The organism is Bradyrhizobium sp. i1.15.2, assembly GCF_040548425.1.
Lineage (GTDB): Bacteria > Pseudomonadota > Alphaproteobacteria > Rhizobiales > Xanthobacteraceae > Bradyrhizobium > Bradyrhizobium canariense.
Window position 1 is genome coordinate 662,340 of record NZ_JBEPRQ010000001.1, and the last position, 23,446, is coordinate 685,785.

Sequence of the window (23,446 nt, forward strand, 5' to 3'; positions counted from 1 at the left end):
GCGGACGCGGGAAGACGTCAACGCGGAAGCGGTGCGCAGGCGGATTAAACCGGCCGCTCCCCCTTCACCGTCACCCGTGTGCCTGAGCGCGTATGCGGCCAGTAGTCCCACATCGCACGGTGCTGGGTGCAGCGGTTGTCCCAGAAGGCGATGGCATTCTGGGTCCAGCGGAAGCGGCACTGGAACAGCGGGTTCTCGGCGTGCTGGTAGAGATAGGCCAGCATCGCATCGCTCTCGTCGCGCGGGATTCCGTTGATGTGGCGGGTGAAGCCGCGGTTGACGTAGAGCGCCTTCCTGCCCGTGACCGGATGTGTGCGCACCACGGGATGCTCGGCACTCGGATAGGAGGGACGGTCGACGACGCCGTAATTGGCGTAGAGCCCGCGATAGATCGGCTCGCCGTCATGCAACGCAGTCAGCCCGTCGAGATAGGCCTTCATCCGGTCCGACAGCGCCTCGTAGGCGGCGTACATGTTGGCGAACAGCGTGTCGCCGCCACGCGGCGGGCACTGCTTGATGTAGAGGATCGAGCCCATCGGCGGCTCGAGATCGCAGGACACGTCGGAATGCCAGCCCTCGCCGTTGGCGCGCGGCGAATTCGCATCCGCATAGATCTTCATCAGCGCCGGGTCTTCATCCTCATGCGGCGCGGCGGGATGAAAATGCAGCTCGCCGAACTTGCGGCCGAAGGCGAGATGCTGTTGTGGCGTGATGGTCTGGTCGCGGAAGAAGATGACGAGGTTTTCGGCAAGCGCGCGGTGGACCTCGTCGATCTGCCGGTTGGAGCGCGCATCGTCGGAAACGAGCTTGCCGATGTCGACGCCGGAGATTTCCGCGCCGATGATGGGCGTGAGCTTTTCGACCCGAAGCGTCTCGTAAGGCACGCCGTCGTCCGTAGCGTGGCGATAGCGCGGGCCCTGCTTGCCGGCGAGTGAGCTCATGGCGTGTCTCCCGATCGCTCTTGATTGGGGACATCGTAGCCCGGATGGAGCGAAGCGCAATCCGGGTTGAGTTCGTCAGCTTGCGAGAACCCGGATTTCGCTGCGCTCCATCCGGGCTACACGCCGCAAAAGGCCTACTCCGCCGCGGTCACCGGCACCTTGGCGCCTTGGCCGTAGCGTTGCTCGATGTAGTCGATCACGAGGGCCTTGAAGTCGGCGGAGATGGTCGGGCCGCGCAGGGTGCGGAATTTCTTGCCGTCGACGAACACCGGGGCAGCCGGCGCCTCGCCCGTGCCCGGCAGCGAGATGCCGATATTGGCGTGCTTGGATTCGCCAGGGCCGTTGACGATGCAGCCCATCACCGCGACGTTGAGCTCTTCCACGCCGGGATATTTCGTCTTCCAGGTCGGCATCTCGTCGCGGATGAAACCCTGGATCGAGCTGGCCAGTTCCTGGAACGTAGTTGAAGTGGTGCGGCCGCAGCCGGGGCATGCCGCAACCAGCGGCACGAAGGTGCGGAAGCCCATGGTCTGCAAGAGCTCCTGACCGACCTGCACCTCACGGGTGCGGTCGCCGCCGGGCTCCGGCGTCAGCGAGATACGGATGGTGTCGCCGATGCCCTGCTGCAACAGGATGCCGAGCGCGGCCGAGGACGCCACGATGCCCTTGGTGCCCATGCCGGCCTCGGTCAGGCCGAGGTGGATCGCGTAGTCGGAACGGCTGGCGAGATCCTGGTAGACCGCGATCAGATCCTGCACGGCCGAGACTTTGGCCGAGAGGATGATGCGATTCTTCGGCATGCCGAGCTCTTCGGCGCGCGCGGCCGAGAGCAGCGCGGACTGCACCATGGCTTCGCGCGTCACCGCGCGCACATCGCGCGGATCGGCGGACGCGGCGTTCTCGTCCATCAGCTTGGTCAGCAGCTCCTGGTCGAGCGAGCCCCAATTGGCGCCGATGCGTACCGGCTTGTTGTTCTTGTTGGCGATCTCGATGATGTCGGCGAACTGGGTGTCGCGCTTGTCCTTGAAGCCGACATTGCCGGGATTGATGCGATATTTGGCGAGCGCCTCGGCGCAGGCCGGATAGGCCGCGAGCAGCTTGTGGCCGATATAGTGGAAGTCGCCGATCAGCGGCGTGGTGATGCCGCGCTTGAGCAGGCCGTCGCGGATGTGCGGGACGGCGGCGGCGGCCTCCTCACGGTCCACGGTGATGCGGACCATTTCGGAGCCGGCGCGGGCGAGCGCTGCGACCTGGGCGATGGTGCCGTCGATATCGGCGGTGTCGGTGTTGGTCATCGACTGCACGACGATCGGCGCGCCGCCGCCGACGGCGACGTCGCCGACCTTGACCTGGGTGGTCTTATGCCGGGGCGCAGGGCCCGCAACGTCGGAATCGATGGTGTTTTCGAGCTTGTTCATGGCGTCCAAATATCAGGTTTTGGTGACGTTCAGCAATGCATCGCGCGGCGCCGCAGCGGATTGACTGGGACGGTTAACCAGAAAAAGCCCAGCAATGACAAGGACGGCGGCAGCCCCGAATGTCAGGTTCAGCGTGTCGTGCATGATGAAATAACTACCCACCACGCCAAACAAAGGGGTGATGAAGGTAAAAGCCGACAATTTGCTGGCCGAATAGGTCTTCACCAGCGCGAACCAAAGCGTGAACGTGGTTCCCACGACCCAGATCGCCTGGAAGGCCATCAGGCCCAGCGACAGCGGCGACGGGGTGTGCGGGATGGTTTCCCCGAACAGCCAGGCGGCCAGCCCCAGGATCGGGATCGAGGTCGCGACCTGGTAGCCCAGCGCCTTCTCGGGCGCCGCGAAGCGCAGCCGGGTGCCCTTGGCAACCAGCGTGGTCGCCGCCCACAGCGCGGCGCCGCCGACGATCATGAGGTCGCCGAGCAGGACATGCGAATCGACGTTGGGCTGCGGCACCCCGATCGCGAGTGCGACACCGGCAAAGCTGATGGCGAGCCCCAGCCATTGCGTCCCCCCAAGCCGCTCGTCGAGCACCTGGTAGGAGCCGAGCGCGACGAAGAACGGCGCGGTGTAGAGGAACACGACTGCCCGCGATGCCGGTGTGAAGCGCAGGCCCTGGAAGATCAGCACGAACTCGATGCCGAACATCAGTCCCGCGATCACGCCGGGCTTCCAGGTGCCGTCGCGTTCGAAGAATTTAACGCCGCGCAAGCTGCCGATGATGAACAGCACCGGCAGCGCGCCCATCGAACGGAACGTGGCCTGAAGCATCGGCGGGATGTCCGGCAGCACCAGTTTCACCGCGATCTGGTTGAATCCCCAGGTCAGGCACAGCATGAGCATCAGGGCGATGGCGCCGGCACTGAGGGGACGACCGGCGGACGGTATGGCTTGAGGTGAGGACATTTCTTCCTGAAAAACCGGCTTTGCGCCGTTGTTGCTCTAAGCAGCTTTCTGACAATGCGCGCAGACGCCCGTGATTTCCACCACGGACAATTTGGGAGCGAAGCCTGAGCTGCGCGCGGCGGCGTTGAGGTCCTTGGCGAAGGATGCCGACGGAATCTCGCCGACCAGGCCACAGCGCTCGCAGATCAGGAACGTCACCGCCGAGGTCGCGTCGTGGTCGTGAGCGGCGCAGGCGAGATAGGCGTTGCGGCTTTCGATGCGGTGCACGAGGCCGTTGGCCATCAGGAAATCGAGAGCACGATAGACCGTGATCGGCGCCGGCCGCGGCATCGATTTCGCCAGCTCGTCGATCACCTCATAGGCGCCGAGCGGCCGGTGACTCGAGAGCAGCGCCCCCAATACATGGCGGCGTATCGGCGTGAATTTCTGCGCGCGCTCTCCGCAAACGGCCTCGGCATGCGCCAGCGCATCCGCGGTACAGCGGCCGTGATCGTGATCGGGCGCGGGAAATGCCGGTTTTGCGAGGGTCATGCGACCGGCGTTCTACCATTTCGAAAGGGGAACCCAAAGCAGGACCGGCGATGCGGCCATCAGCCATGCTCGGCCTGCGGGACAGCGTCCCGCAAACCCGCCATGAAATAATCATAAGCTTGCTTATTATATTCCAAGCTTATTGGAGACCAAGCTCATGAGCCCAGGGCCCGTGGACCAGAACTTCCTGTTTACGCTCGCCGAGCTCTATCGCCTGCTCCGGGTCTATGCCGACAAGGAAGCTTCGCGCTTCGGCATCACCCGCGCGCAATGGGCGGTGCTGGCCAAGGTCGAGCGTAGCGAAGGCATGAAGCAGTCGGAACTCGCCGAGCTTCTCGAGGTGCAGCCGATCACGCTGACACGCCTGATCGACAAGCTCTGTGACAGCGACTGGATCGAGCGACGCAACGATCCTTCGGACCGCCGCGTCAAGCGGCTGTACCTGAAGAAGGCCGGGCGGCAATTGCTCGGGCGGATGAGCGGGCTGAAATCCGAGCTCACGGCCAACGCGCTCGACGGCATCACTCCGGCGGACGCCCACCGCCTCCTCACCCAACTCGAAACAATCAAGGAAAACGTGCGGTCCGCGATCCAGACCAGCGGAGCGGAACAAGCGCGTAAGGAGCAGCGCTATGGCTGATCAGGTTCTCAAATTCCAGCCCGAGCAGAAAATCGACGGCGGCAAGCCCACCAAGAAAGCCGGCACCAATCCGCGCCGCCGCCTGGTGGCGGGCCTGCGCCGTTATCGCCGCGTCCTGCTTCTGGTCGTGCTGCCGATCGTCGTCGCAGTTGCCGGCTTCACTTTCTATCTCAACGGCGGCCGTTACGTCGGCACCGACGACGCCTATGTCGGCGCGCAGAAGGTGCTGGTGACGCCCGATATCTCCGGCAAAATCCAGAAGGTTGTCGTCAAGGAGGGCCAGATCGTCAAGCACGGCGACGAGCTGTTCGAGATCGACCCCGCTCCGTTCCGTCATGCGCTGGAAGAAGCCAAAGCGCAACTCGCCCAGGCCCGCATCACCTATGACAATCTCGTTGCCAACATCAAGATCTACGGCGACATGCTCAACCTCGCCCAGCAGGGCGTCGACCTGAAGCAGCGCGACGTCGAGCGCAAGCAGGCGCTGGTAAAGAACAATTACGGCTCGCAGCTCGATCTCGATAACGCGTCGAATGCGCTGGTGACCGCCGGCGCGCAGGCGCAATACATCAAGCAGCAACTCTCCAATGCCAAGACCCAATTGCTCGGCAATCCCGAGTTGCCGCTGGAGCAATTCCCCGCCTACGCGCAAGCCAAAGCCAAGCTGGACGATGCCCAGCGCAACCTCGACCACACCGTGCTGCGCGCGCCGATGGATGGCGTGGCAACCCAGGTCGAACAGATTCAGCTCGGCCGCTACGTCGCCGCCGGCACGCCGGTGTTCTCCATCATCGACGTCGCCCATCCCTGGGTCGACGCCAATCCGAAGGAGAGCGACCTCACCTATGTCACCGAAGGACAGCCGGTCACGCTCGAGGTCGACGCGTTCCCGAACCATCTCTTCAAGGGCAAGATCGGCTCGCTCTCGCCCGGCACCGGCGCGCAATTCGCGATCCTGCCGCCGCAGAACGCCAGCGGCAATTTCGTCAAGGTGGTGCAGCGCGTGCCGATCCGCATCTATTTCGATGAGAGCGACAAATACGTGCGCAAGCTGAAGGCCGGCATGAGCGTCTACGCCACCATCGACACCGGCCACCGGCGCTCGCTCGCCGGCCTGCTCGGCCTGTCGGCGACCGCGAGCCAAGACAAAGATTCGGACAAAGACTGAGACAAGGACTGATCCGATGTCCGGCCCCAATGCCCATTTGATGGTTCCCGGCCTGCGCCGGAACATGGTGACGATCTGCGCCATGACGGCAACCATCATGCAGGCGCTGGACACCACCATCGCCAACGTCGCCCTGCCCTATATGCAGGGTACGCTGTCGGCTTCGCAGGACCAGATCAACTGGGTGCTGACCTCCTACATCGTCGCCGCCGCGATCATGACGGCACCGGTGGGCTGGATCGCCAACCGCTTCGGCCGCAAGCGCATCTTCATCATCTGCTCGGCCGGCTTCACCATGGCATCGGTGCTGTGCGGGCTTGCGCAGGACATCAACCAGATGGTGCTGTTCCGCCTGCTGCAAGGCGTGTTCGGCGCGGCGCTAGTGCCATTGTCGCAATCGGTGATGCTCGACTATTACACGCTCCAGGAACGCGCCAAGGCGATGTCGATCTGGGGCATGGGCGTGATGATGGGGCCGATCATGGGCCCCTCGCTCGGCGCCTGGCTGACCGAGAGTTATTCCTGGCACTGGGTGTTCTTCGTCAATCTGCCGTTCGGCGCGATCACCGTGATCGGGCTGATCATCTTCATGGACGAGACGCGGAAAGATCTCAGTCTCAAGTTCGACTGGTTCGGCTTCGCGGCGCTGGCGGTCGCGATCGGCTCGCTTCAGCTCGCGCTCGACCGCGGCGAGCAATTGGGCTGGCTCGAATCGGGTGAGATCCTTGCGGAGTTCATCGTCTCGGCCGTCGCCTTCTACTTCTTCATCGCCCACTCCTTCACCACCTCGACGCCGTTCATCCGCTTCGCGCTCTTCAGGGATCGCAACTTCGTCACCGGCTGCATGTTCATGGTCGTGATGGGGCTCGTGCTGTTCTCGACCATGGCGCTGGCCTCGCCCTATATGCAGAACGTGATCGGCTATCCCATCATCACCGCGGGCCTGCTGCTGGCGAGCCGCGGCTTCGGCACCTTCTTCGCCATGATGCTGGTCGGCCGCATGATGCGTTATGTCGAGGCCCGTACGCTGATCATCACGGGCCTGACGCTGACCGCCGGCTCGCTGTTCCAGATGACCGGCTGGACCGATTTGACCCAGGTGCCGGAGATCGTGACCGTCAGCGTCATCCAGGGCTTCGGCTTCGGCCTTGTCTTCGTGCCGTTATCGACGGTGGCGTTCCTGACCTTGTCGAATGAGCTACGCACCGACGGCACCGCGATGCTGACCCTGATGCGCAACGTCGCGAGCTCGGTGGGCATTTCCGTCGTCATCGCCCAGCTGACGCAGGGCACGCGGCGGACCTACGCGATCCTGTCCGAGCATATCAATCCATTCAACCACGCGCTCCAGATGCCCAGCGTCAGCGGCATGATCAATCTCTCCACCGACGCCGGCCGCGCCATGGCCGATCGCATGGTCAGCGTGCAGGCGCAGATCATCGCCTTTGCGCACGACTACCAGCTGGTGATGTTCTTCATCCTCTGCACCATCCCGCTCGCCCTGCTGATCGGCTCGACCAAGGCCACCCTGCGCAAGCAGGCGGCCGGGCCGGAACATGCGGTGATGGAGTAACGTGGGTCACAACTTCCGCCGTCGTCCTGGACAAGCGCAGCGCAGATCCAGGACCCATTACCCCAGGGAGGAGTTTGGTGGTAAGTCGTGGTTACCAGCCTCGCGCCACAACCTTTCCCTGGGGTAATGGGTCCTGGCTTTCGCCAGGATGACACCGGTTTATCGCGTGAGCAGTTACAACAATTCCTCGCAACCCAAATCCTCGACCGCCATCATCACGCGCTCCAGATTATTCCACCAGACGACCTCTGGGGTGTTGACGCTCCATTGCCAAACCGGCTTCGTGATGTGCCAGAGCACCGACCAGCGATAGTCTTGGTCCAGCGCGCCGCGTGTGTAGCCGGCGACACCGTACGCGATCAGCGTCTCATAGTAGCGGTTGAGCAGCGCCCGTTCGAGTGCCTGCCGGCGTTCCGGATACCATTGGGTCGCCATCATGTAGGCGAGATCGCTCGTAGGCACACCGATGCGCCACCGGTCGAAATCAAAAATGCGTACGCTATCGGCGACGCCGGCGCGCGGCACCAGGAAATTCCAGCAATGCGCGTCGCCGTGGACGACGGTCACGTTGCGGTGCGAATGGTAGCGCTGGAGCAGGTGGCCCGACTGGTCGATGAAGCGCCGGTAGAGGATTCGGCGCTCTTCGCTGAGGCGGTCGCCGAGCAGATCGGCGAAGCGGTCGTAATGGCCGGCGAAGGTCTCCATCTGCCTCACGCTTTCGTCGACGCTTGACCAGGAGCCGACAGCCTCACCAAGGCTGGCATGATCCCACCACGCACCGTGCCAGCGCGCGAGTGCGGTGACGATCGCCGTTGCCCGATCGCGCGAAGGCGGCAGCGGCCAAGCTGCCGCGATCTCATGGCTGCCGGTGAGATCTTCGAGCAGCAGATGCCAGTCCTGGCTCTCCTCGTCGAAATGGCCATCGTAGCAGCGCGGTACGATCTGCGACGGCATATTCGGTGCAAGATGAGTGTAGAAGGCCACTTCCTGCCGACCGGAATTGGCCAACGTCTTGGCGTAGGTCGGATGCGGCATCTTGAGGATCACGGAGGGCGGTGCCCCGGCGGATTCCCCGACATAACGCAGCCCAAGGCGGATGACCTGTGACACCATGGCCGGGTGCTGATGCAGCACCTTCACTTCGCGCACTGCGCCGGCGTCCAGTACGCCACTCCTACGCAGCGCAGCTGTCAGTTGGGCGGGCTCAACGACCGCCGGCAATTGTGGAGGTGTCATGAACCACGATGCCCCTGTCCCGCGTCATACTGCACGATCACGGCCGCAGGCGCCAGCGAACGACGTCGCGCCCGGCTCAGGCCGCCGCTGTCGAGTCGCGCACCGTCCGGACCACGACCGACCGGAGCTGTTCGAGATTGGCCGCCATGCCGGCGATCGCCTGCCTGACCTCCGCGGCGCGCTCGTTCACGGAGGCGGCGTCGCGGCTGACATCACCGATCTTGGCCGAGACCTCCTTGGCCGCGGAAGCCGATTCGGAGATCGACCGCGTGATCTCTCGCGTCGCGGCGTCCTGCTCTTCCATCGCGGCGGCAACCGAGGTGGCGACGCCGTCGATCTCGACGATGTGGCCTCCCATGGTTTCGACGGCATCGACTGCGGCCTGCGTCGAGGCCTGGATCTCGGCAATCAGCCGCGCGATCTCCTCGGTGGATTTGGCGGTCTGGTCGGACAGGGATTTCACTTCGGCGGCGACCACCGCGAAGCCACGGCCTGCCTCCCCGGCCCGCGCCGCCTCGATCGTGGCGTTGAGTGCCAGCAGATTGGTCTGGCCGGCGATGCCGCCGATGAGGTCGGAGACCTCGGCGATCTTCTTCACCGATCCAGCCAGCGTCTGGATGGTCGAGCGCGCCTGTTCCCGACCGGCGACCGCCGATTTTGTAACCGTGCTGGTCCGCGCGACCTGGGTTGCGATCTCGCGGATCGAAGCACTGAGTTCTTCCGCTGCGGCCGAGACGGTCTGCGAGCTGCCGAGGGCCTGGGTCGAGGCGGCTGCGACCGCCTGCGACTGTGTCGAGAGCGACCTTGCGATCTCGGACAGACTGGAGGCGGCACGCTCCACGCCTTGCGTCGCCGCGCTCGCGGTGTCGACCGAGCGGCCGGTCTCGCGCTCGACGGTTTCGGCCATCTGGTGCAGGGCCCCGCGCTTGGCGAGCGCCGCCTCATGCTCCTTCTGCAACTGCTCCTCGCGCAGCCGGGAATTCTCGACCGCCGCCTGCTTGAACACCAGGAGCGCGCCCGCCATCGAGCCGACCTCGTCCTGCCGATGCGCGAAAGGAATGTCGGCGGCGAGATCGCCGGTCGCGAGCTTTTGCATCGTGCTGGTCATGCGCACGATCGGGCGCATCACGCCGAGAGCGACGCCGAGCAGGCCCGCCGCAATGAAGGCGAGGACGGCGGCGGAGACGCCGAGGAGGATATAAAGCATGGAGCTGTCGCGGTCCGCGGCCAGCTTCTCCATGTCGGCATTCTGCTTGTTGGCGCTCTCGACGATGCTGTCGATGACGGCGCGGTGCGCGGTGTAGGCATCCTTGAGCTGCGCGTAGGCGCGCTCGGAGCCGGCCGTGTCCTTGGACTTGAGGGCGGGGAGGAGCTGGTCGGACAACAGCTTCCAGAACTTCTGCACCTCGGCGTCGGATTTCGACACCAGGGCCGTCTTCAGGTCGGCCGAGAGGCTGGAGGTGACCCAGAATGCCTTGCGCTCGTCGTAGTCCTTGCGGAGCTGGACCAGGCGTTCGCCATGGGCCGCAAGCTGGTCGGGCTCGCGCATGGCGAGCGTGGCCTCGAGATAGGCCTCGATCACATATTCCGGCGGCGGCAGAATGTCGGCGATGAGGTCATTGCCCAGCTTGATGTCGGAATAGAGCGGACCGCCGACCTTGAGCTCTTTCAAGGCGTAAAGGCTGGTGGAGACCACGGCGGTGAAACCGATCGCCAGAACGACGCCGAAAGCAATGATTGCGGAAGAAAGCGAAAGGCGAATTTTCATGGAATAATCCAATGGGGCCGCGCCGAATCCCACGGACCCTAGAGGATTACGGTAAACACGGGATTGCTTCGCGCAGAAATTGCATCGCGCGAGCTCCGAAAAAATACGGGAAACGGCGTCAGGTGAACGGTTTCGGGCAGCGAAATCAGGCCCGTCCTCCGCTGTCGTCCCGGATCGGCGCTCCGCCTGACCGGGACGACGCTGGGGTCACACGTCGAAAAACACCGTCTCGTTGTCGCCCTGGAGCCGCAGGTCGAGCCGGTACACCGGCTTGCCGGCCTCGCGCACGGCCGTCAGCGTGGCGCGGCGGTCGGCCGGCACCACCGCCAGCACGGGATCGGCAGCATTGCCGGCCTCGTCGCTGAAATAGATGCGGGTATAGAGATGCCGCAGCATGCCGCGGCCGAACACCGCAAGCAGGATATGCGGTGCCTGCGGCTTGCCGTCGGGATCGGGCACCGCGCCCGGCTTGATGGTTTCAAAGGAATAATTGCCGTCCTTGTCGGTGCCGCAGCGGGCAAAGCCACGGAAGCTCGCATTCGGCAGCGCGCGTTTGTCCTGCGGATCGGCGAAGCGCCCCTGCGCATCGGCCTGCCAGATCTCCAGCATGGCATCGGGCACGGCGACGCCATCGCCGTCGAACACGCGGCCCTCGATGCGGACACGCTCGCCGGTGACGTCGGGCGTTAGCGTCGAGTTGGTAAACGCGTCATTCCAGGCGTACTCGCCGGTCGGCGTCAGGCCGTATTTGAAGAACGGGCCGACGGTCTGCGACGGCGTGATCCCATTGTCCTGCACTTAATGGTTCTCCATAGGGGTGGCGTTCTTGCCGCGCAGCACGACATCAAAGCGGTAGCACAGCGCCCATTCGGGCTGGGTGTTCTCGAGATCGAACGATGACACCATCCGCGCCCGCGCCTTTTCGTCCGGCACCGAATTGAAGATCGGATCGAACGGGAATAGCGGATCGGCCGGGAAGTACATCTGCGTCACGAGACGCGTGACAAAGGAATGGCCGAACACCGAGAGGTGGATGTGGGCGGGACGCCAGGCGTTATGATGGTTGCCCCACGGATAGGCGCCGGGCTTGATGGTGACGAAGCGGTAATAGCCCGCAGCATCGCTGACAGTGCGGCCCGCGCCCGTAAAGTTCGGATCGAGCGGCGCCGGATGCTGGTCGCGGACGTGAACGTAACGGCCGCAGGAATTGGCCTGCCAGATCTCGACCAGCGAGTTCGGCACGCCGCGGCCGTCCTCGTCGCGCACATGGCCGTGCACGATGATGCGTTCGCCGAGCGGCTCGCCGGTGTGTTGGGTGGTGAGGTCGCTGTCGCCCTCGCGCACGGTCTCATGGCCGTAGACCGGGCCGGTCAGCTCCGACAGCGTATGGCGCATCGGGATCAAGGGCTTGTTCGGCGCGCGCTTGATCGAGCTCTTGTACTCGGGCGACAGCGGCAGCGGATGCGCCGTGTTGCTGTCGACGGGATAGATCAATGTCATTGGCGAACTCCTCCCCGGCCTTTTTCCGACCGGTCAACGCTTCCGCCAATCATTATAGGATATAACTAATTGGGGGAAGCGGCTTTGAGCCCTATTTGATCGGCGGACGCGGCAGGACGGCCTCGCCGGCTTCGAGCCGGTAGACATGGTCGAGCGAATACCATGGCGTCGCGACGTCGCGCTCGCTCGGATGTGGCGTGTCATGGCGCAGGAACTTGCCGATCAGCGCCTTGGTCACGCCGAACTGCACGTCGCTGTCGATATGCGGATCGGCGGGGTCGTAGACCTGCGAGATCAGCACCTTGAATCCGGGCTTGAAGATCAACGCATGCAGGTGCGCGGGACGATAGGGATGCCGGCCTTGCGCCTCCAGAAGGCGGCCGACCACGCCGTCGGTCGGAATGGGATAGCCGACCATCATCACGGAGCGGAAAGAGAAGGCTCCGTCGTGGTCGGTCGTAAACTTGCCGCGCAGGTTCATGTCGGCCTGCTCGGGGTCTTGGTTTTCATAGAGACCCACGGGCGATGCGTGCCAGACATCGACCTCGGCGCCGGCGACGGGACGGCCGTCCTTGTCCACGACGCGGCCGTTGACGAACAGCGGCGCGCCCGGCGTCTCGGAGCGGACGATCGATCCCCCATTTTCCACCCGCGGCGAGTTCAATCGCCAGAACGGTCCGAGCAGCGACTGGTCGGTTTCCGTGTTGCCCTGGTCGCCGTTGTTCAGCAGGCACACCAGCGGCGAGACGCCGAGCGAGCCTGCCATCAGCACGACCTCGTTATGCGTGTCGGTCGAGAGCTTGCCGAGCTCGGCGATGACAGCCGTGGCGTCGCGAAACTCTTTCTCCGTCAGGCGAACGTCGCGGACGAAGGCATGCAGGTGCTTGACCAGAGAGACCATGATCTGGCGCAGCCGCGGATCTGACGTCCGCTCCATCACCGCCAATGCCGCGGCCGTGACGTCCTGCTCGCTCGCGATGATCATGGCACGGTTTTCTCCCTGTCGTTCCGGGGCAGCCCGAGGGCTGAACCCGGAATCTCGAGATCCCGGGTTCGGTGCAAATGCCCCGCCCCGGGATGACGGCACGCTGCGCGTCTCGTCAATTCAGCTTCTCGATCGCGACAGCCACGCCCTGGCCGACGCCGACGCACATGGTGGCGAGCGCCAGCTTGCCGCCGCGCTTCTCCATGCCGTGCACGGCGGTGAGCGCGAGGCGCGCGCCGCTCATGCCGAGGGGATGACCGAGTGCGATCGCGCCGCCATGCGGATTGACGAAATCGGCATCGTCGGCAACGCCGAGCTGGCGCATGCAGGCGATACCCTGCGAGGCGAAGGCTTCGTTGAGCTCGATCAGGTCGAAATCGCTGATCTTCTTGCCGAGACGCTCCATCAGCTTGCGGGTGGCCGGCACCGGGCCGATGCCCATGATGCGCGGCGGCACGCCGGCCGAGGCGAGGCCGAGGATGCGCGCGCGGGGTGTCAGGCCGTGCTTCTTCACGGCAGCCTCGGACGCCAGGATCATCGCGGCGGCGCCGTCATTGACGCCGGAGGCGTTGCCGGCGGTCACCGTGCCGGGATTGCGCACGATCGGCCTGAGCTTGGTCAGGGCTTCCAGCGTGGTCTCGGGACGCGGATGCTCGTCCTTGTCGACTGTAACAGGGCCGGCCTTGCCGCCGGGAATGGTGATCGGGATGATCTCCTCGGCGAAATAGCCGGCCGCGATCGCGGCGCCCGCGCGCTGCTGCGAGCGGATCGCGAAGGCGTCCTGATCGGCGCGCGAGACCTGGAATTCCTCGGCGACGTTCTCGCCGGTCTCGGGCATCGCGTCGACGCCATACTGCGCCTTCAGCAGCGGATTGATGAAGCGCCAGCCGATCGTGGTGTCGAAGATCTCAGCCGAGCGCGAGAACGCTTCCTGCGCCTTGCCCATCACGAAGGGCGCGCGCGTCATGGATTCGACGCCGCCGGCAATCGCAAGCTCGATCTCGCCGGAGCGGATGGCGCGGCCGGCGGCACCGACCGCATCGAGACCGGAGGCACAGAGCCGGTTCAGGGTCTGGCCTGGAACCGAATCCGGCAGGCCCGCAAGCAGGAGCGCCATGCGTGCAACGTTGCGGTTGTCCTCGCCGGCCTGGTTGGCACAGCCGAAGAAGACCTCGTCAACCTGTGCCCAGTCGAGATTGGGGTGCTTGGCCATCAGAGCCTTGATCGGGGCCGCCGCAAGGTCGTCGGCACGCACCTTGGCGAGCGAGCCGCCAAAACGGCCGATCGGGGTCCGCACGGCATCGCAGATAAAGACGTCACGCATCGTTGTTCTCCCTGAATGCCGCGATCCGGCCTAAATTCTTCAATGTCGGCGGAGTTTTAGGAGGGTGCCCGCGGGAGGTCAATTGACCGATACGCGCGTGTTCCTGGGGGTGCGCACGCGAGTTGCGCATGCCGCGGTGCGGACAACGTGGAAAACCTCCCCTCCCCGGCCAAAGCGATAGGAGCGCGGGGCGAAATTTTGTAGGTTGCGCCGCCCATGACAATGCAACAACCGATCCCTGTACCGCCCCCCGACGATACGCCCGCGCCGCAGGCGGAAGCTGCCGCGCGCGTGACGCCGATGATGGAACAGTACCTTGAAATCAAGGCGGCGCATCAGGGCCTCTTGCTGTTTTACCGGATGGGCGACTTTTACGAGCTGTTCTTCGAGGACGCAGAGATCGCCTCCAGGACACTCGGCATCGTCCTGACCAAGCGCGGCAAGCATCAAGGCGCCGATATCCCGATGTGCGGCGTGCCAGTCGAGCGCTCCGAGGATTATCTGCACCGGCTGATCGTCGCCGGGCACCGGGTCGCGGTGTGCGAGCAGACCGAGGATCCCGCCGCCGCCAAGGCGCGCGGCAACAAGAGTGTCGTGCGCCGCGGCGTGGTGCGCCTGGTCACGCCGGGCACGCTGACCGAGGACACGCTGCTCGACGCGCGCGCCAACAATTACCTGCTGGCGCTCGCGCGCGCGCGCTCGTCTGCGGGCGGTGACCGCTTTGGCCTCGCCTGGATCGACATCTCGACCGCCGAATTCACGGTGACGGAATGTTCGGGCGGCGAACTTGCCGCGACGCTGGCACGCATCAATCCGAACGAGGTGATCGTCACCGACGCGCTCTATAACGATCGCGAGCTCGGACAGACTCTGCGCGAGCTGCCGGCGGTGACGCCGCTGACCCGCGACGTCTTCGACGGCGCCACCGCCGAGAAGCGGCTATGCGACTATTTTGCCGTCGCGACCATGGACGGACTGTCCCAGCTGACGCGGCTGGAAGCCACTGCCGCCGCCGCCGCCGTCACCTATGTCGACCGCACCCAGGTCGGCAAACATCCGCCGCTGTCGCCGCCCGCGCGCGAAGCCTCGGGCGCGACCATGGCGATCGATCCCGCCACCCGTGCCAATCTCGAACTGACGCGGACCTTGGCCGGAGAACGCCGCGGCTCGCTGCTCGATGCGATCGACTGCACGGTGACCTCGGCCGGCTCGCGCCTGCTGGCGCAGCGGCTTGCCGCGCCGCTGACCGATGCGGCGGCGATTGCGCGGCGGCTCGATGCCGTCGGCAGCTTCGTTGCTGACTCGGCCGCGCGCGAGGACATTCGCAGCATCCTGCGCGGCGCCCCCGACATGTCGCGAGCGCTGGCCCGTATATCCGTCGGCCGCGGCGGGCCGCGCGACCTCGCCGGCCTGCGCGACGGCATCATCGCCGCCGACCAGGTGCTGACGCGGCTTGACGAACTCGACCAGCCGCCGCAGGAGATCGCCGTGGTGATGGCGGCGCTGCAAAGGCCATCGCGCGAGCTCGCGGCGGAATTCGCCAGGGCGCTCGACGATCAACTGCCGCTGATCAAGCGCGACGGCGGGTTCGTTCGCCAAGGCTATGAGCCTGCGCTGGACGAAACGCGAAACCTCCGCGACGCCTCACGCCTGGTGGTGGCCTCGATGCAGGCGCGCTACGCCGACAACACGGGTGTGAAGGGTCTCAAAATCCGGCACAACAACGTGCTCGGCTATTTCGTCGAGGTCACCGCGCAGCACGGCGACAAGCTGATGTCGGCGCCGCTGAACGCAACCTTCATCCACCGCCAGACGCTGGCCGGCCAGGTCCGCTTTACCACCTCGGAACTGGGAGAGATCGAAGCCAAGATCGCCAATGCCGGCGACCGCGCACTCGGACTCGAGCTCGAAATTTTCGAGCGGCTCTGCGCCAAGGCTCTGGCAATCAGCGAGGAGCTGCGCGCCGCCGCCCACGCCTTTGCGCTGCTCGACGTCGCGACGTCGCTGGCCAAGCTGGCGATCGACGAGAACTATGTGCGGCCCGAGGTGGACGCGTCTCTCGGCTTTGCCATCGAGGCGGGTCGCCATCCGGTGGTCGAGCAGGCCTTGAAGCGCAATGGCGAGCCGTTCATCGCCAATGCCTGCGATCTCTCGCCGGGCCCTGCGCAAAAGTCCGGCCAGCTCTGGTTGCTGACCGGTCCGAACATGGCGGGCAAATCGACCTTCCTGCGCCAGAACGCGCTGATTGCGCTGCTTGCCCAGATCGGCAGCTTCGTGCCGGCGACACGCGCGCGGATCGGCATCATCGATCGCCTGTTCTCGCGTGTCGGCGCTGCCGACGATCTCGCCCGCGGCCGTTCCACCTTCATGGTCGAGATGGTCGAGACCGCCGCGATCCTGAACCAGGCCGGCGAGCGCGCGCTCGTGATCCTCGATGAAATCGGCCGCGGCACTGCGACCTTCGACGGCCTCTCGATCGCCTGGGCCGCGATCGAGCATCTGCACGAGAGCAATCGTTGCCGCACGCTGTTCGCGACGCATTATCACGAGCTGACGGCGCTCTCCGCAAGACTGCCGCGGATGTTCAACGCGACCGTGCGGGTGAAGGAATGGCAGGGCAACGTCGTGTTCCTGCACGAGGTGTTGCCGGGTTCGGCCGATCGCTCTTACGGCATTCAGGTCGCCAAGCTCGCCGGCCTGCCACCGGCCGTGATCACGCGCGCGAAATCGGTGCTGGCGAAGCTGGAAGCCCAGGACCGCGGTCAGACGGCGCGCGCGCTGGCCGACGATCTGCCGCTGTTCGCGGTGCCCTCGCGCGCCGCCGCAGAAGCCGCCCCGCCGAGCGAAGCCGAACTGCTGATGGACGCGGTGAAGGCGCTGCATCCGGACGAGATGTCGCCGCGCGAAGCACTGGACGCGCTGTATGCTTTGAAGGCCAAGCTGCCGAAGGCATGAGGTGCCGTGGGGTGGGTTAGCCGAAGGCGTAACCCACCACTTCCGTCACCGCAGAAACTAAAGAGGTGGGTTACGCTCCGCTAACCCACCCTACCGTTCCGAGCGCTGGCTACGCCCTCGCCGAGATCGCCGCTGCTTCCGCTGCGGCGCGCTGCATGCTGGTCGACATCTCGTTGGTCACCGTGCTTTGCTCTTCGATTGCCGCCGCCGTCGACGTCACATATTCGCTGACGTTGCTGATGGCCGTCTTGATCGAAGCCAGGGCGGTGACGACGTCTCCGGAGATACCGTTGAGGCTACCGATCTCAGCGCCGATCTTGTCGGTGGCCTGCTTGGCCTGGTTGGCGAGGCTCTTGACCTCCGAGGCCACCACCGCAAAGCCCCGACCGGCTTCGCCGGCGCGGGCGGATTCGATGGTGGCGTTAAGTGCCAGGAGGTTGATCTGCCCGGTGATGTTGTTGATGAGCTCGACGATCCCGCTCATCGCCAGCGCCGCTTCAGTGAGGCGCTGGGCCTGGGCATCAGCGGAAGCGACCTGCTCCACCGCGCTCATCGCGGTCTCGCGCGATTTGGTCATGGCCTCGGAAATCTCCCGCACTGAGGCGTTCAGTTCCTCCGAACCCGCGGCGACCGATTCCATCATGCTGCGGACGCGCTCGTTGCCCATGCGGACCAGCACCTGCTTCGTGACGTCGGTCGCATATTTCACGACCTTGAACGGCTTGCCGTTGAGATCCATGATCGGGTTGTAGGAGGCCTGGATATAGACCTCCTTGCCGCCCTTGCCGATGCGCTTGTATTCGGCCGCCTGGTACTGGCCGCGGTTGAGCGCGGCCCAGAACTCGCGATAGCCATTGCCATCGCGCTCCGAGGGCTCGACGAACATGCTGTGGTGCTTGCCTTTGATCTCCGCCAGCGAATAGCCGAGGGCACCGAGGAAATTGGCATTGGCGGTGATGATCGTGCCGTCCATGTTGAACTCGATCACCGCCTGCGCCTTCTCGATCGCCGCGATCTGGCCGGCGAGATCGGCGGTCTTCATCTTCTCGGCGGTGACGTCGGTGGCGAACTTGGCGACGCCAAAGGGCTTGCCGTTCTCATCGAGTAGCGGATTGTAGGAGGCTAGAATCCAAACCTCGCGGCCGCCCTTGCCGATGCGCTTGAACTCGCCAGCCTGGTATTCGCCGCGGTTTAGCTTGGCCCAGAACTCGCGATAGGCCGCGCCGTCGCGCTCGGCCTGGGGCACGAACAGGCTGTGATGCTTGCCCTGGATCTCGGCAAGCGAATAGCCGAGCGCCTTGCAGAAATTCTCGTTCGCGGTGACGATGGTGCCGTCGAGCTTGAACTCGATCACGGCCTGGGCGCGGCCCACAGCAGCGATCTTCGAAGCGTCCGTCATGCTCCGGATCTTCTTCTCGGTGATTTCGGTCGCAATCTTGGCGACCATCACCGTCTTGCCGTCGCCGTCGAGCACCGGATTGTAGGATGCTTCGATCCAGATCTCGCGGCCGCCCTTCGCGATCCGCTTGAACTCGCTTGCCTGATACTCGCCGCGGTTCAATGCGGCCCAGAACGCCTTGTACTCGGCGCTATCGCGCTGATCGGCCGGCATGAACATGGCGTGCTTCTTCCCCTTGATTTCGTCGAGGGAATAGCCGAGGGCATTCAAGAAATTTTCGTTGGCGTGAAGGATCGTGCCGTCCATGGCAAACTCGATCATGGCCTGCGAGCGCCCGATGGCTGCGAGCTGAGCGTCCGCGTCGTTGCGGGACTTGCGACCAAACATCAGTGAATCTCCAAAATCATGAAATTGCGTGACGGGATCAGGGGACGTGACGGCGCGGCACACGCACCGAATTCCAATCGAAAATTCCGCCGGTAAACTCGCGTTGCGAAGACCGAGGCGGGTACGCAAGATGATTCAATACCTATAAGACTCGAATAAAGTGCTAACGAATTCTGGGAAAGGCGATGGCCGACAAAGCAGCCTAAAGCTGTACGACGGCACGCCTTACACGCTGCTCGGTCCGCGCTGAATTGAAATGGCCTTGGTCCTTCAGGGGTTTGAAGGAAAGCGTCTCGTGATCGGTCATGGCGAGTTTGCTACGGAAGAATCCGGCGACGCCGTGCCGCATGTCCGTAGTGTCACGGTGCTTGCCGCGCCTTGTGCAACGTACTGCGCCCGATCCCCCATAGAGTAAGGTTCCAAACGATGCATGTGGCGAGTGCAATCCCAAGACCGATGGCTGAACCGAACCATTCCACCGCCACGTGCATTGTGGCGATCGCCATGCCGAATCCGAGCAGGCCCCAGGCGGAGTTGGCGAGCACGGCAGCAGTCGGAGGGCCGCCGATGCGGGGATGCAGGATCACCATGATGCTGGAGAACACCACCGGGTACAGCGCGATGATGCCGCTGATCCGGGGACCGACCCAGCCCGAGGTCGAGACGACGATCGCGACCAGGGTCGCGACCAGCGCAGCCCGCATCGGCACGTCATACCAGCGCCGCGTCACCAGCGGCATCTTCGCGTGGCGATAGCCCGCGAGCAACGGAATGCAGATGCCGAACGCGATCAGATTGGCGGCGAGCCCGGCGGTGAGCGGCCAATCGAACTGCTTGATGATCGATGCGAACACGATCCAGACTGCGACCGCGCTTCCGCAACTCACCAGAAGGCTACGCCGCTGTGCCAGCACCACATAGGTAACGCACATGAAGATCGTCGCTGCATTGACCGGCAAGCTCGACAGTGCGCCCTGCACGATGAAGGCGGCATCGTGGTCGAACGCGAGGAAGACGTAGGATGGTCCGGCCGAGACCGGCAAGGTCGCGACCAGCGCTCCGATCACCGGCCCTGAGCGCTCGGTGATGATCGACGCCGTCACGACGAACGCCGCCGCGACCATCATGCGCAGAACGAGGATGAGGATGAAGTGGAGCTCGGGGGACATTTTTTTCTTTGTCGTCCCGGGCTTCGCCGAGACGACACTAATTGTGGGGCGAGCGGCCTTCGCTCGCTACATCCGCTGCATCGAGACCGAAACCTTCGGGCCGTTCTTGATGGTCTGGTAGACCACGCAATAGCGTTCGGTCAGCTTGAGCAGCAGGTCGAGCTTGTCTTGCGGCGCATCAGTGTCGACCTCGAAGCGCAGACGGATCTCGGCGAAGCCGACCGGGGTCTCCTTGTCGACGCCGAGCGTGCCGCGGAAATCGAGATCGCCCTCGGCGTAGACGTTGCCGGTCTTCAAGGGCACCTCGATCGCGGTCGCGACCGATTTCAGCGTGACGCCGGCGCAGGCGACCAGCGCCTCGAGCAGCATGTCGCCGGAGCAGAGCTCGAGGCCGGAGCCGCCGGTTGCGGGATGCAGGCCGGCCATTGCGATGGCGCGGCCGGTCTCGACCTTGCAGGCGATGCCTTCGCTGTCGGTCGAGCCCTTGGCCTTCAGCGTGATCATCGCGGTCTTGGGATCGGTCTTGTAGCGCTCCTTGATCGGGGCCTGCATCTGGCGCAGTTCTGCGGCGTCCATCTTGTTCTCTCCCGGAAAAATCGTCTCTACGAAGTACCGGCTTGCGATGTACCGGCTCAGAGAGAAATTGTCACCACCACATGGCCTGACCGGGACCCTGGGTTGCGTCACGGTCGGGCACGTTGCGGTCGAGCGAGCGGTCGAGTGACGTCAGCACACTTCGCTTGAAATTCTCGAGCAGCGGCGCATTGCGGTCGCGTGGCCGGCCGAGATTGATCTCGATCTGATCAAACAGCCGGCCCGGCCGCGGTCGCATCACCAGCACGCGGTCGGCCAGCACCACGGCCTCGTCGACGTCATGCGTGACGAGGATGAGCGTCGGCCGCGTGTCGGCCCAGAGATCGAGCAGATGATCCTGGAGGTCCCTGCGGGTGAAGGCATCGAGCGCCGAGAACGGCTCGTCGAGCAAGAGCACCTCGGGCTGCGGCACCAGGGCGCGGGCGATCGCGACGCGCTGTGCCTGCCCGCCCGAGAGTTCGCGCGGCCAGGCCTGCGCTTTCTCGGCGAGCCCGACACGCTCCAGCGCACGCGCCACCTTTTCACGCCGCTCGGTCGCGGGCCCATCGGCAAGACCAAAGCCGATATTGTCAGCGACGCTGAGCCAGGGCAGCAGCCGCGGCTCCTGGAAGATGATGCCGATCTTGGCATGCGGCGCGGCGATCGCCTCGTTGTCCAGCGTCACCGTGCCCGAGCTTGCGCGGTCGAGGCCCGCAATGGCGCGCAGCAGCGTGGACTTGCCGCAGCCCGAGCCGCCGATGATGGCGACGATCTCGCCTTGCCTGATCTCGGCGGAAAAACGCGCCAGCGCCTGCACGCCGTTGGGATAGGTCTTGCTGACCCGATCGAGCGCCAGCATCGCCCTATGCTCCCGTCGTACGCCCGAAGGCGTCCTGCCAGCGCAGGAAGGGCGCAGCCGCGATCTCGATCAACCAATCCGTGAGCTTGCCGAGGATCGCGAAGATCACGATCGCGGCGAGGATCTGCGCGGGCTTGCCGAGCTGCTGGCCGTCGAGCAGGAGATAGCCGAGCCCTTCGGACGCGCCGATCAACTCGGCCGCCACCACGAACATCCAGCCCAGACCAAGACCGACGCGCAAGGACACGACATAGGCCGGCAGCACCGCAGGCAGCAGGATACGGCGGATCATGGCAGGTCCGGAGAGACGGAAGGTGCGACCGACCTCGACGATCTTGCGATCGACCATGAGGATCGCGCCCATCACGCCGAGATACACAGGGAAGAACACGCCGACCGCGATCAGCGCAATCTTGGAGGTCTCGAAGATGCCGAGCCAGAGGATGAACAGCGGCACCCAGGCCAGCGATGGAATTGCGCGCAGCGCCTGCACGGTCGGATCGAGCAGCCGCCGCGCCAGCGACCAATAGCCGGAGATGGCGCCGAGCAAGGTGCCCGCGACCACGCCGAACGCAAAACCAAGACCGACGCGCCACAGTGTCGCGGCGATGTGACGGACCAACTCACCGGAGCGGGCAAGATCAGTGATGGTGGCGAACACGCGCGAGGGCGGCGGCACCAGCCGGCCGTTGGACCAGCCGCGCCAGACCAGGAACTCCCAACCGAGCGCGAGGGTGAGCGGCAACAACACACCCAGTATCGGCCGTGCATAGCGCGAGACCCGCGAAGGCGCGGCGGCGCCTTCAGCCGGTTCCGCGGTTTGTTGCAGCACTGGCGCGTCGGAGATCATGGCCGGTAGGAAGCGCGTCTTGTGCAAGATTGCAACACTACTCTTGCCACGCCCTCCGCTGCTTTTCCCTGCTCCCCTTGCGGGAGAAGGTGGCGCGAAGCGCCGGATGAGGGGTTCTCTCGGCTCGCAATACTGATCGTGAGGAAAGAACCCCTCACCCGCCTCGCTTCGCGAGGCACCCTCCCCCACAAGGGGAGAGGGAAAGAGCCCCTCAATTCGTTGGCAACGGCACCTGGTCGTCGATCAACGCATCCAGCGTCGCCTTCACATCGACCTTGGCGTCGACGACGCCGGCCTGTTGCAGTGCGAGGCCAGCGGCGAGGATCGATTCACGCTGGGGCGCGCCGATGCGGCTGTGAGTGAGCTCGGTGCGCTCCTTGAGCTGCTTGTCGACGACAGGCTCCGGCAGCTTGGTCACGGCGATGAAGGTCTTCTTGAGCTCGTCGTAATTCGCCAGCGAATATTTGCGCGCCTCTTCGTAAACGGCGAGCACGCGGCGGGCGGCGTCCGGATAGTCCTTCAAAAACTGCTCGCGCACATTGAGGATGCCCCAAGTGTTGGCCTCGGCCTTGCGGTAGAACAGTTTCGCGCCATCCTCGACCTCGGCCTGCGCCATCATCGGATCCAGCCCGGCCCACGCATCGACGTCGCCGCGGATCAGCGCGGTCTTGCCGTCGGCGTGCTGGAGCAGCACCGGCGTGATGTCCTTTTCGGTGAGACCTGCGCCAAGCAGCGCGCGCACCAGGAAAATATGCGGATCGGTGCCGCGCGTCACCGCGACGCGCTTGCCCTTGAGGCCGGCCACATCGGCGATCTTGGAATCCTTTGATGTCACCAACGCCGTCCATTCGGGACGCGAATAGACGTAGATCGACTTGATCGGGTTGCCGTTGATACGTGCGACCAGCGCCGCCGAGCCCGCGGTCGAGCCGAAATCGATCGAGCCCGCATTGAGGAATTCGAGCGCCTTGTTGGAGCCGGCCGACTGCACCCAGGTGACGGTGATGCCGTCCTTGGCGAACTCCTTTTCCAGGAGCCCCTTCTGTTTCAGGACCATCGACACCGGATTATAGGTCGCCCAGTCGATACGGATTTCCTTGAGTGGATCCGCCGCCCGCGCCGCGGGGGACACGGCAAGAGCGACCGCTCCCGCCAGCAGTATGCGTCGTGTAATCCTGGTCATGCCCGGCCTCCTCGAAACTTC

At 64.7% G+C, this 23,446-nt stretch carries 20 protein-coding genes; 4 read left to right on the forward strand and 16 right to left on the reverse strand.

Going from position 1 to position 23,446, the window contains the following annotated elements; genetic code table 11:
- Nucleotides 1–44 precede the first annotated feature (44 nt).
- The 4 genes from ABIB80_RS03130 to ABIB80_RS03145 all read right to left on the reverse strand — a co-directional run bounded on the left by ABIB80_RS03130 (nt 45) and on the right by ABIB80_RS03145 (nt 3,856).
- On the reverse strand, nt 45–941 hold the full coding sequence (locus tag ABIB80_RS03130) for a TauD/TfdA dioxygenase family protein (protein ID WP_007598126.1): 897 nt from the start codon (nt 939–941) through the stop codon (nt 45–47).
- Between the two features lie 134 nt (nt 942–1,075).
- Entirely contained in the window at nt 1,076–2,359 is a 1,284-nt protein-coding gene (gene ispG / locus ABIB80_RS03135; RefSeq protein ID WP_007598128.1) for a flavodoxin-dependent (E)-4-hydroxy-3-methylbut-2-enyl-diphosphate synthase, read from the reverse strand.
- Between the two features lie 12 nt (nt 2,360–2,371).
- Nucleotides 2,372–3,325 (reverse strand): DMT family transporter, encoded by a 954-nt coding sequence (locus tag ABIB80_RS03140; RefSeq protein ID WP_219679767.1) that lies wholly within the window; start codon nt 3,323–3,325, stop codon nt 2,372–2,374.
- A 36-nt stretch (nt 3,326–3,361) separates the two neighbouring features.
- Entirely contained in the window at nt 3,362–3,856 is a 495-nt protein-coding gene (locus tag ABIB80_RS03145; RefSeq protein ID WP_007598132.1) for a Fur family transcriptional regulator, read from the reverse strand.
- Between the two features lie 157 nt (nt 3,857–4,013).
- Between ABIB80_RS03145 and ABIB80_RS03150 the strand changes: the two genes are divergently transcribed.
- Genes ABIB80_RS03150 through ABIB80_RS03160 form a run of 3 tightly spaced genes read left to right on the forward strand, consistent with a single transcriptional unit; the run spans nt 4,014 to nt 7,237 of the window.
- Nucleotides 4,014–4,496 (forward strand): MarR family winged helix-turn-helix transcriptional regulator, encoded by a 483-nt coding sequence (locus ABIB80_RS03150; protein WP_007598134.1) that lies wholly within the window; start codon nt 4,014–4,016, stop codon nt 4,494–4,496.
- Nucleotides 4,489–5,664: an HlyD family secretion protein gene (locus ABIB80_RS03155; protein WP_007598136.1), complete on the forward strand. Its 1,176-nt coding sequence runs from the start codon at nt 4,489–4,491 to the stop codon at nt 5,662–5,664. The genes ABIB80_RS03150 and ABIB80_RS03155 overlap by 8 nt, the downstream gene beginning before the upstream one ends.
- Nucleotides 5,665–5,680: 16 nt before the next feature.
- Nucleotides 5,681–7,237 (forward strand): MDR family MFS transporter, encoded by a 1,557-nt coding sequence (locus ABIB80_RS03160; protein WP_354127077.1) that lies wholly within the window; start codon nt 5,681–5,683, stop codon nt 7,235–7,237.
- Between the two features lie 174 nt (nt 7,238–7,411).
- Here the strand turns inward: ABIB80_RS03160 and ABIB80_RS03165 are convergent, their stop codons facing one another.
- The 6 genes from ABIB80_RS03165 to pcaF all read right to left on the reverse strand — a co-directional run bounded on the left by ABIB80_RS03165 (nt 7,412) and on the right by pcaF (nt 14,050).
- The gene (locus tag ABIB80_RS03165) at nt 7,412–8,386 is read right to left on the reverse strand and encodes a phosphotransferase (RefSeq protein ID WP_245285954.1); all 975 of its coding nucleotides are present in this window, start codon (nt 8,384–8,386) and stop codon (nt 7,412–7,414) included.
- Nucleotides 8,387–8,549: 163 nt separating this feature from the next.
- Nucleotides 8,550–10,241: a methyl-accepting chemotaxis protein gene (locus ABIB80_RS03170; RefSeq protein ID WP_007598141.1), complete on the reverse strand. Its 1,692-nt coding sequence runs from the start codon at nt 10,239–10,241 to the stop codon at nt 8,550–8,552.
- A gap of 207 nt (nt 10,242–10,448) precedes the next feature.
- Nucleotides 10,449–11,039 carry a protocatechuate 3,4-dioxygenase subunit alpha gene (pcaG, locus tag ABIB80_RS03175; RefSeq protein ID WP_007598143.1) on the reverse strand — a complete coding sequence of 197 codons (591 nt, stop codon included), beginning with the start codon at nt 11,037–11,039 and terminating at the stop codon, nt 10,449–10,451.
- The gene (pcaH, locus tag ABIB80_RS03180) at nt 11,040–11,741 is read right to left on the reverse strand and encodes a protocatechuate 3,4-dioxygenase subunit beta (protein WP_007598144.1); all 702 of its coding nucleotides are present in this window, start codon (nt 11,739–11,741) and stop codon (nt 11,040–11,042) included.
- Nucleotides 11,742–11,832: 91 nt separating this feature from the next.
- Nucleotides 11,833–12,726, reverse strand: coding sequence for a dioxygenase family protein (locus ABIB80_RS03185; protein WP_007598146.1), 894 nt, complete (start codon nt 12,724–12,726; stop codon nt 11,833–11,835).
- Between the two features lie 115 nt (nt 12,727–12,841).
- Nucleotides 12,842–14,050 carry a 3-oxoadipyl-CoA thiolase gene (gene pcaF / locus ABIB80_RS03190; RefSeq protein WP_007598148.1) on the reverse strand — a complete coding sequence of 403 codons (1,209 nt, stop codon included), beginning with the start codon at nt 14,048–14,050 and terminating at the stop codon, nt 12,842–12,844.
- A gap of 216 nt (nt 14,051–14,266) precedes the next feature.
- Here pcaF and mutS point away from each other — a divergent pair, with 216 nt between their 5' ends.
- Nucleotides 14,267–17,005, forward strand: a complete 2,739-nt coding sequence (gene mutS, locus ABIB80_RS03195) for a DNA mismatch repair protein MutS (protein ID WP_007598149.1) — start codon at nt 14,267–14,269, stop codon at nt 17,003–17,005.
- A gap of 109 nt (nt 17,006–17,114) precedes the next feature.
- Here the strand turns inward: mutS and ABIB80_RS03200 are convergent, their stop codons facing one another.
- The 6 genes from ABIB80_RS03200 to ABIB80_RS03225 form a co-directional block, all read right to left on the reverse strand.
- Complete coding sequence (locus ABIB80_RS03200; protein ID WP_007598150.1) at nt 17,115–18,791, reverse strand: methyl-accepting chemotaxis protein; 1,677 nt, start codon at nt 18,789–18,791, stop codon at nt 17,115–17,117.
- Nucleotides 18,792–19,150: 359 nt separating this feature from the next.
- Complete coding sequence (locus ABIB80_RS03205; RefSeq protein ID WP_007598151.1) at nt 19,151–19,960, reverse strand: hypothetical protein; 810 nt, start codon at nt 19,958–19,960, stop codon at nt 19,151–19,153.
- Between the two features lie 66 nt (nt 19,961–20,026).
- Nucleotides 20,027–20,536, reverse strand: a complete 510-nt coding sequence (locus tag ABIB80_RS03210) for an OsmC family protein (RefSeq protein ID WP_212303282.1) — start codon at nt 20,534–20,536, stop codon at nt 20,027–20,029.
- A gap of 70 nt (nt 20,537–20,606) precedes the next feature.
- On the reverse strand, nt 20,607–21,392 hold the full coding sequence (locus tag ABIB80_RS03215; RefSeq protein ID WP_007598153.1) for an ABC transporter ATP-binding protein: 786 nt from the start codon (nt 21,390–21,392) through the stop codon (nt 20,607–20,609).
- Nucleotides 21,393–21,396: 4 nt separating this feature from the next.
- Complete coding sequence (locus ABIB80_RS03220; RefSeq protein ID WP_007598155.1) at nt 21,397–22,242, reverse strand: ABC transporter permease; 846 nt, start codon at nt 22,240–22,242, stop codon at nt 21,397–21,399.
- A 211-nt stretch (nt 22,243–22,453) separates the two neighbouring features.
- On the reverse strand, nt 22,454–23,425 hold the full coding sequence (locus ABIB80_RS03225; protein WP_007598156.1) for an aliphatic sulfonate ABC transporter substrate-binding protein: 972 nt from the start codon (nt 23,423–23,425) through the stop codon (nt 22,454–22,456).
- Between the last annotated feature and the right edge of the window lie 21 nt (nt 23,426–23,446).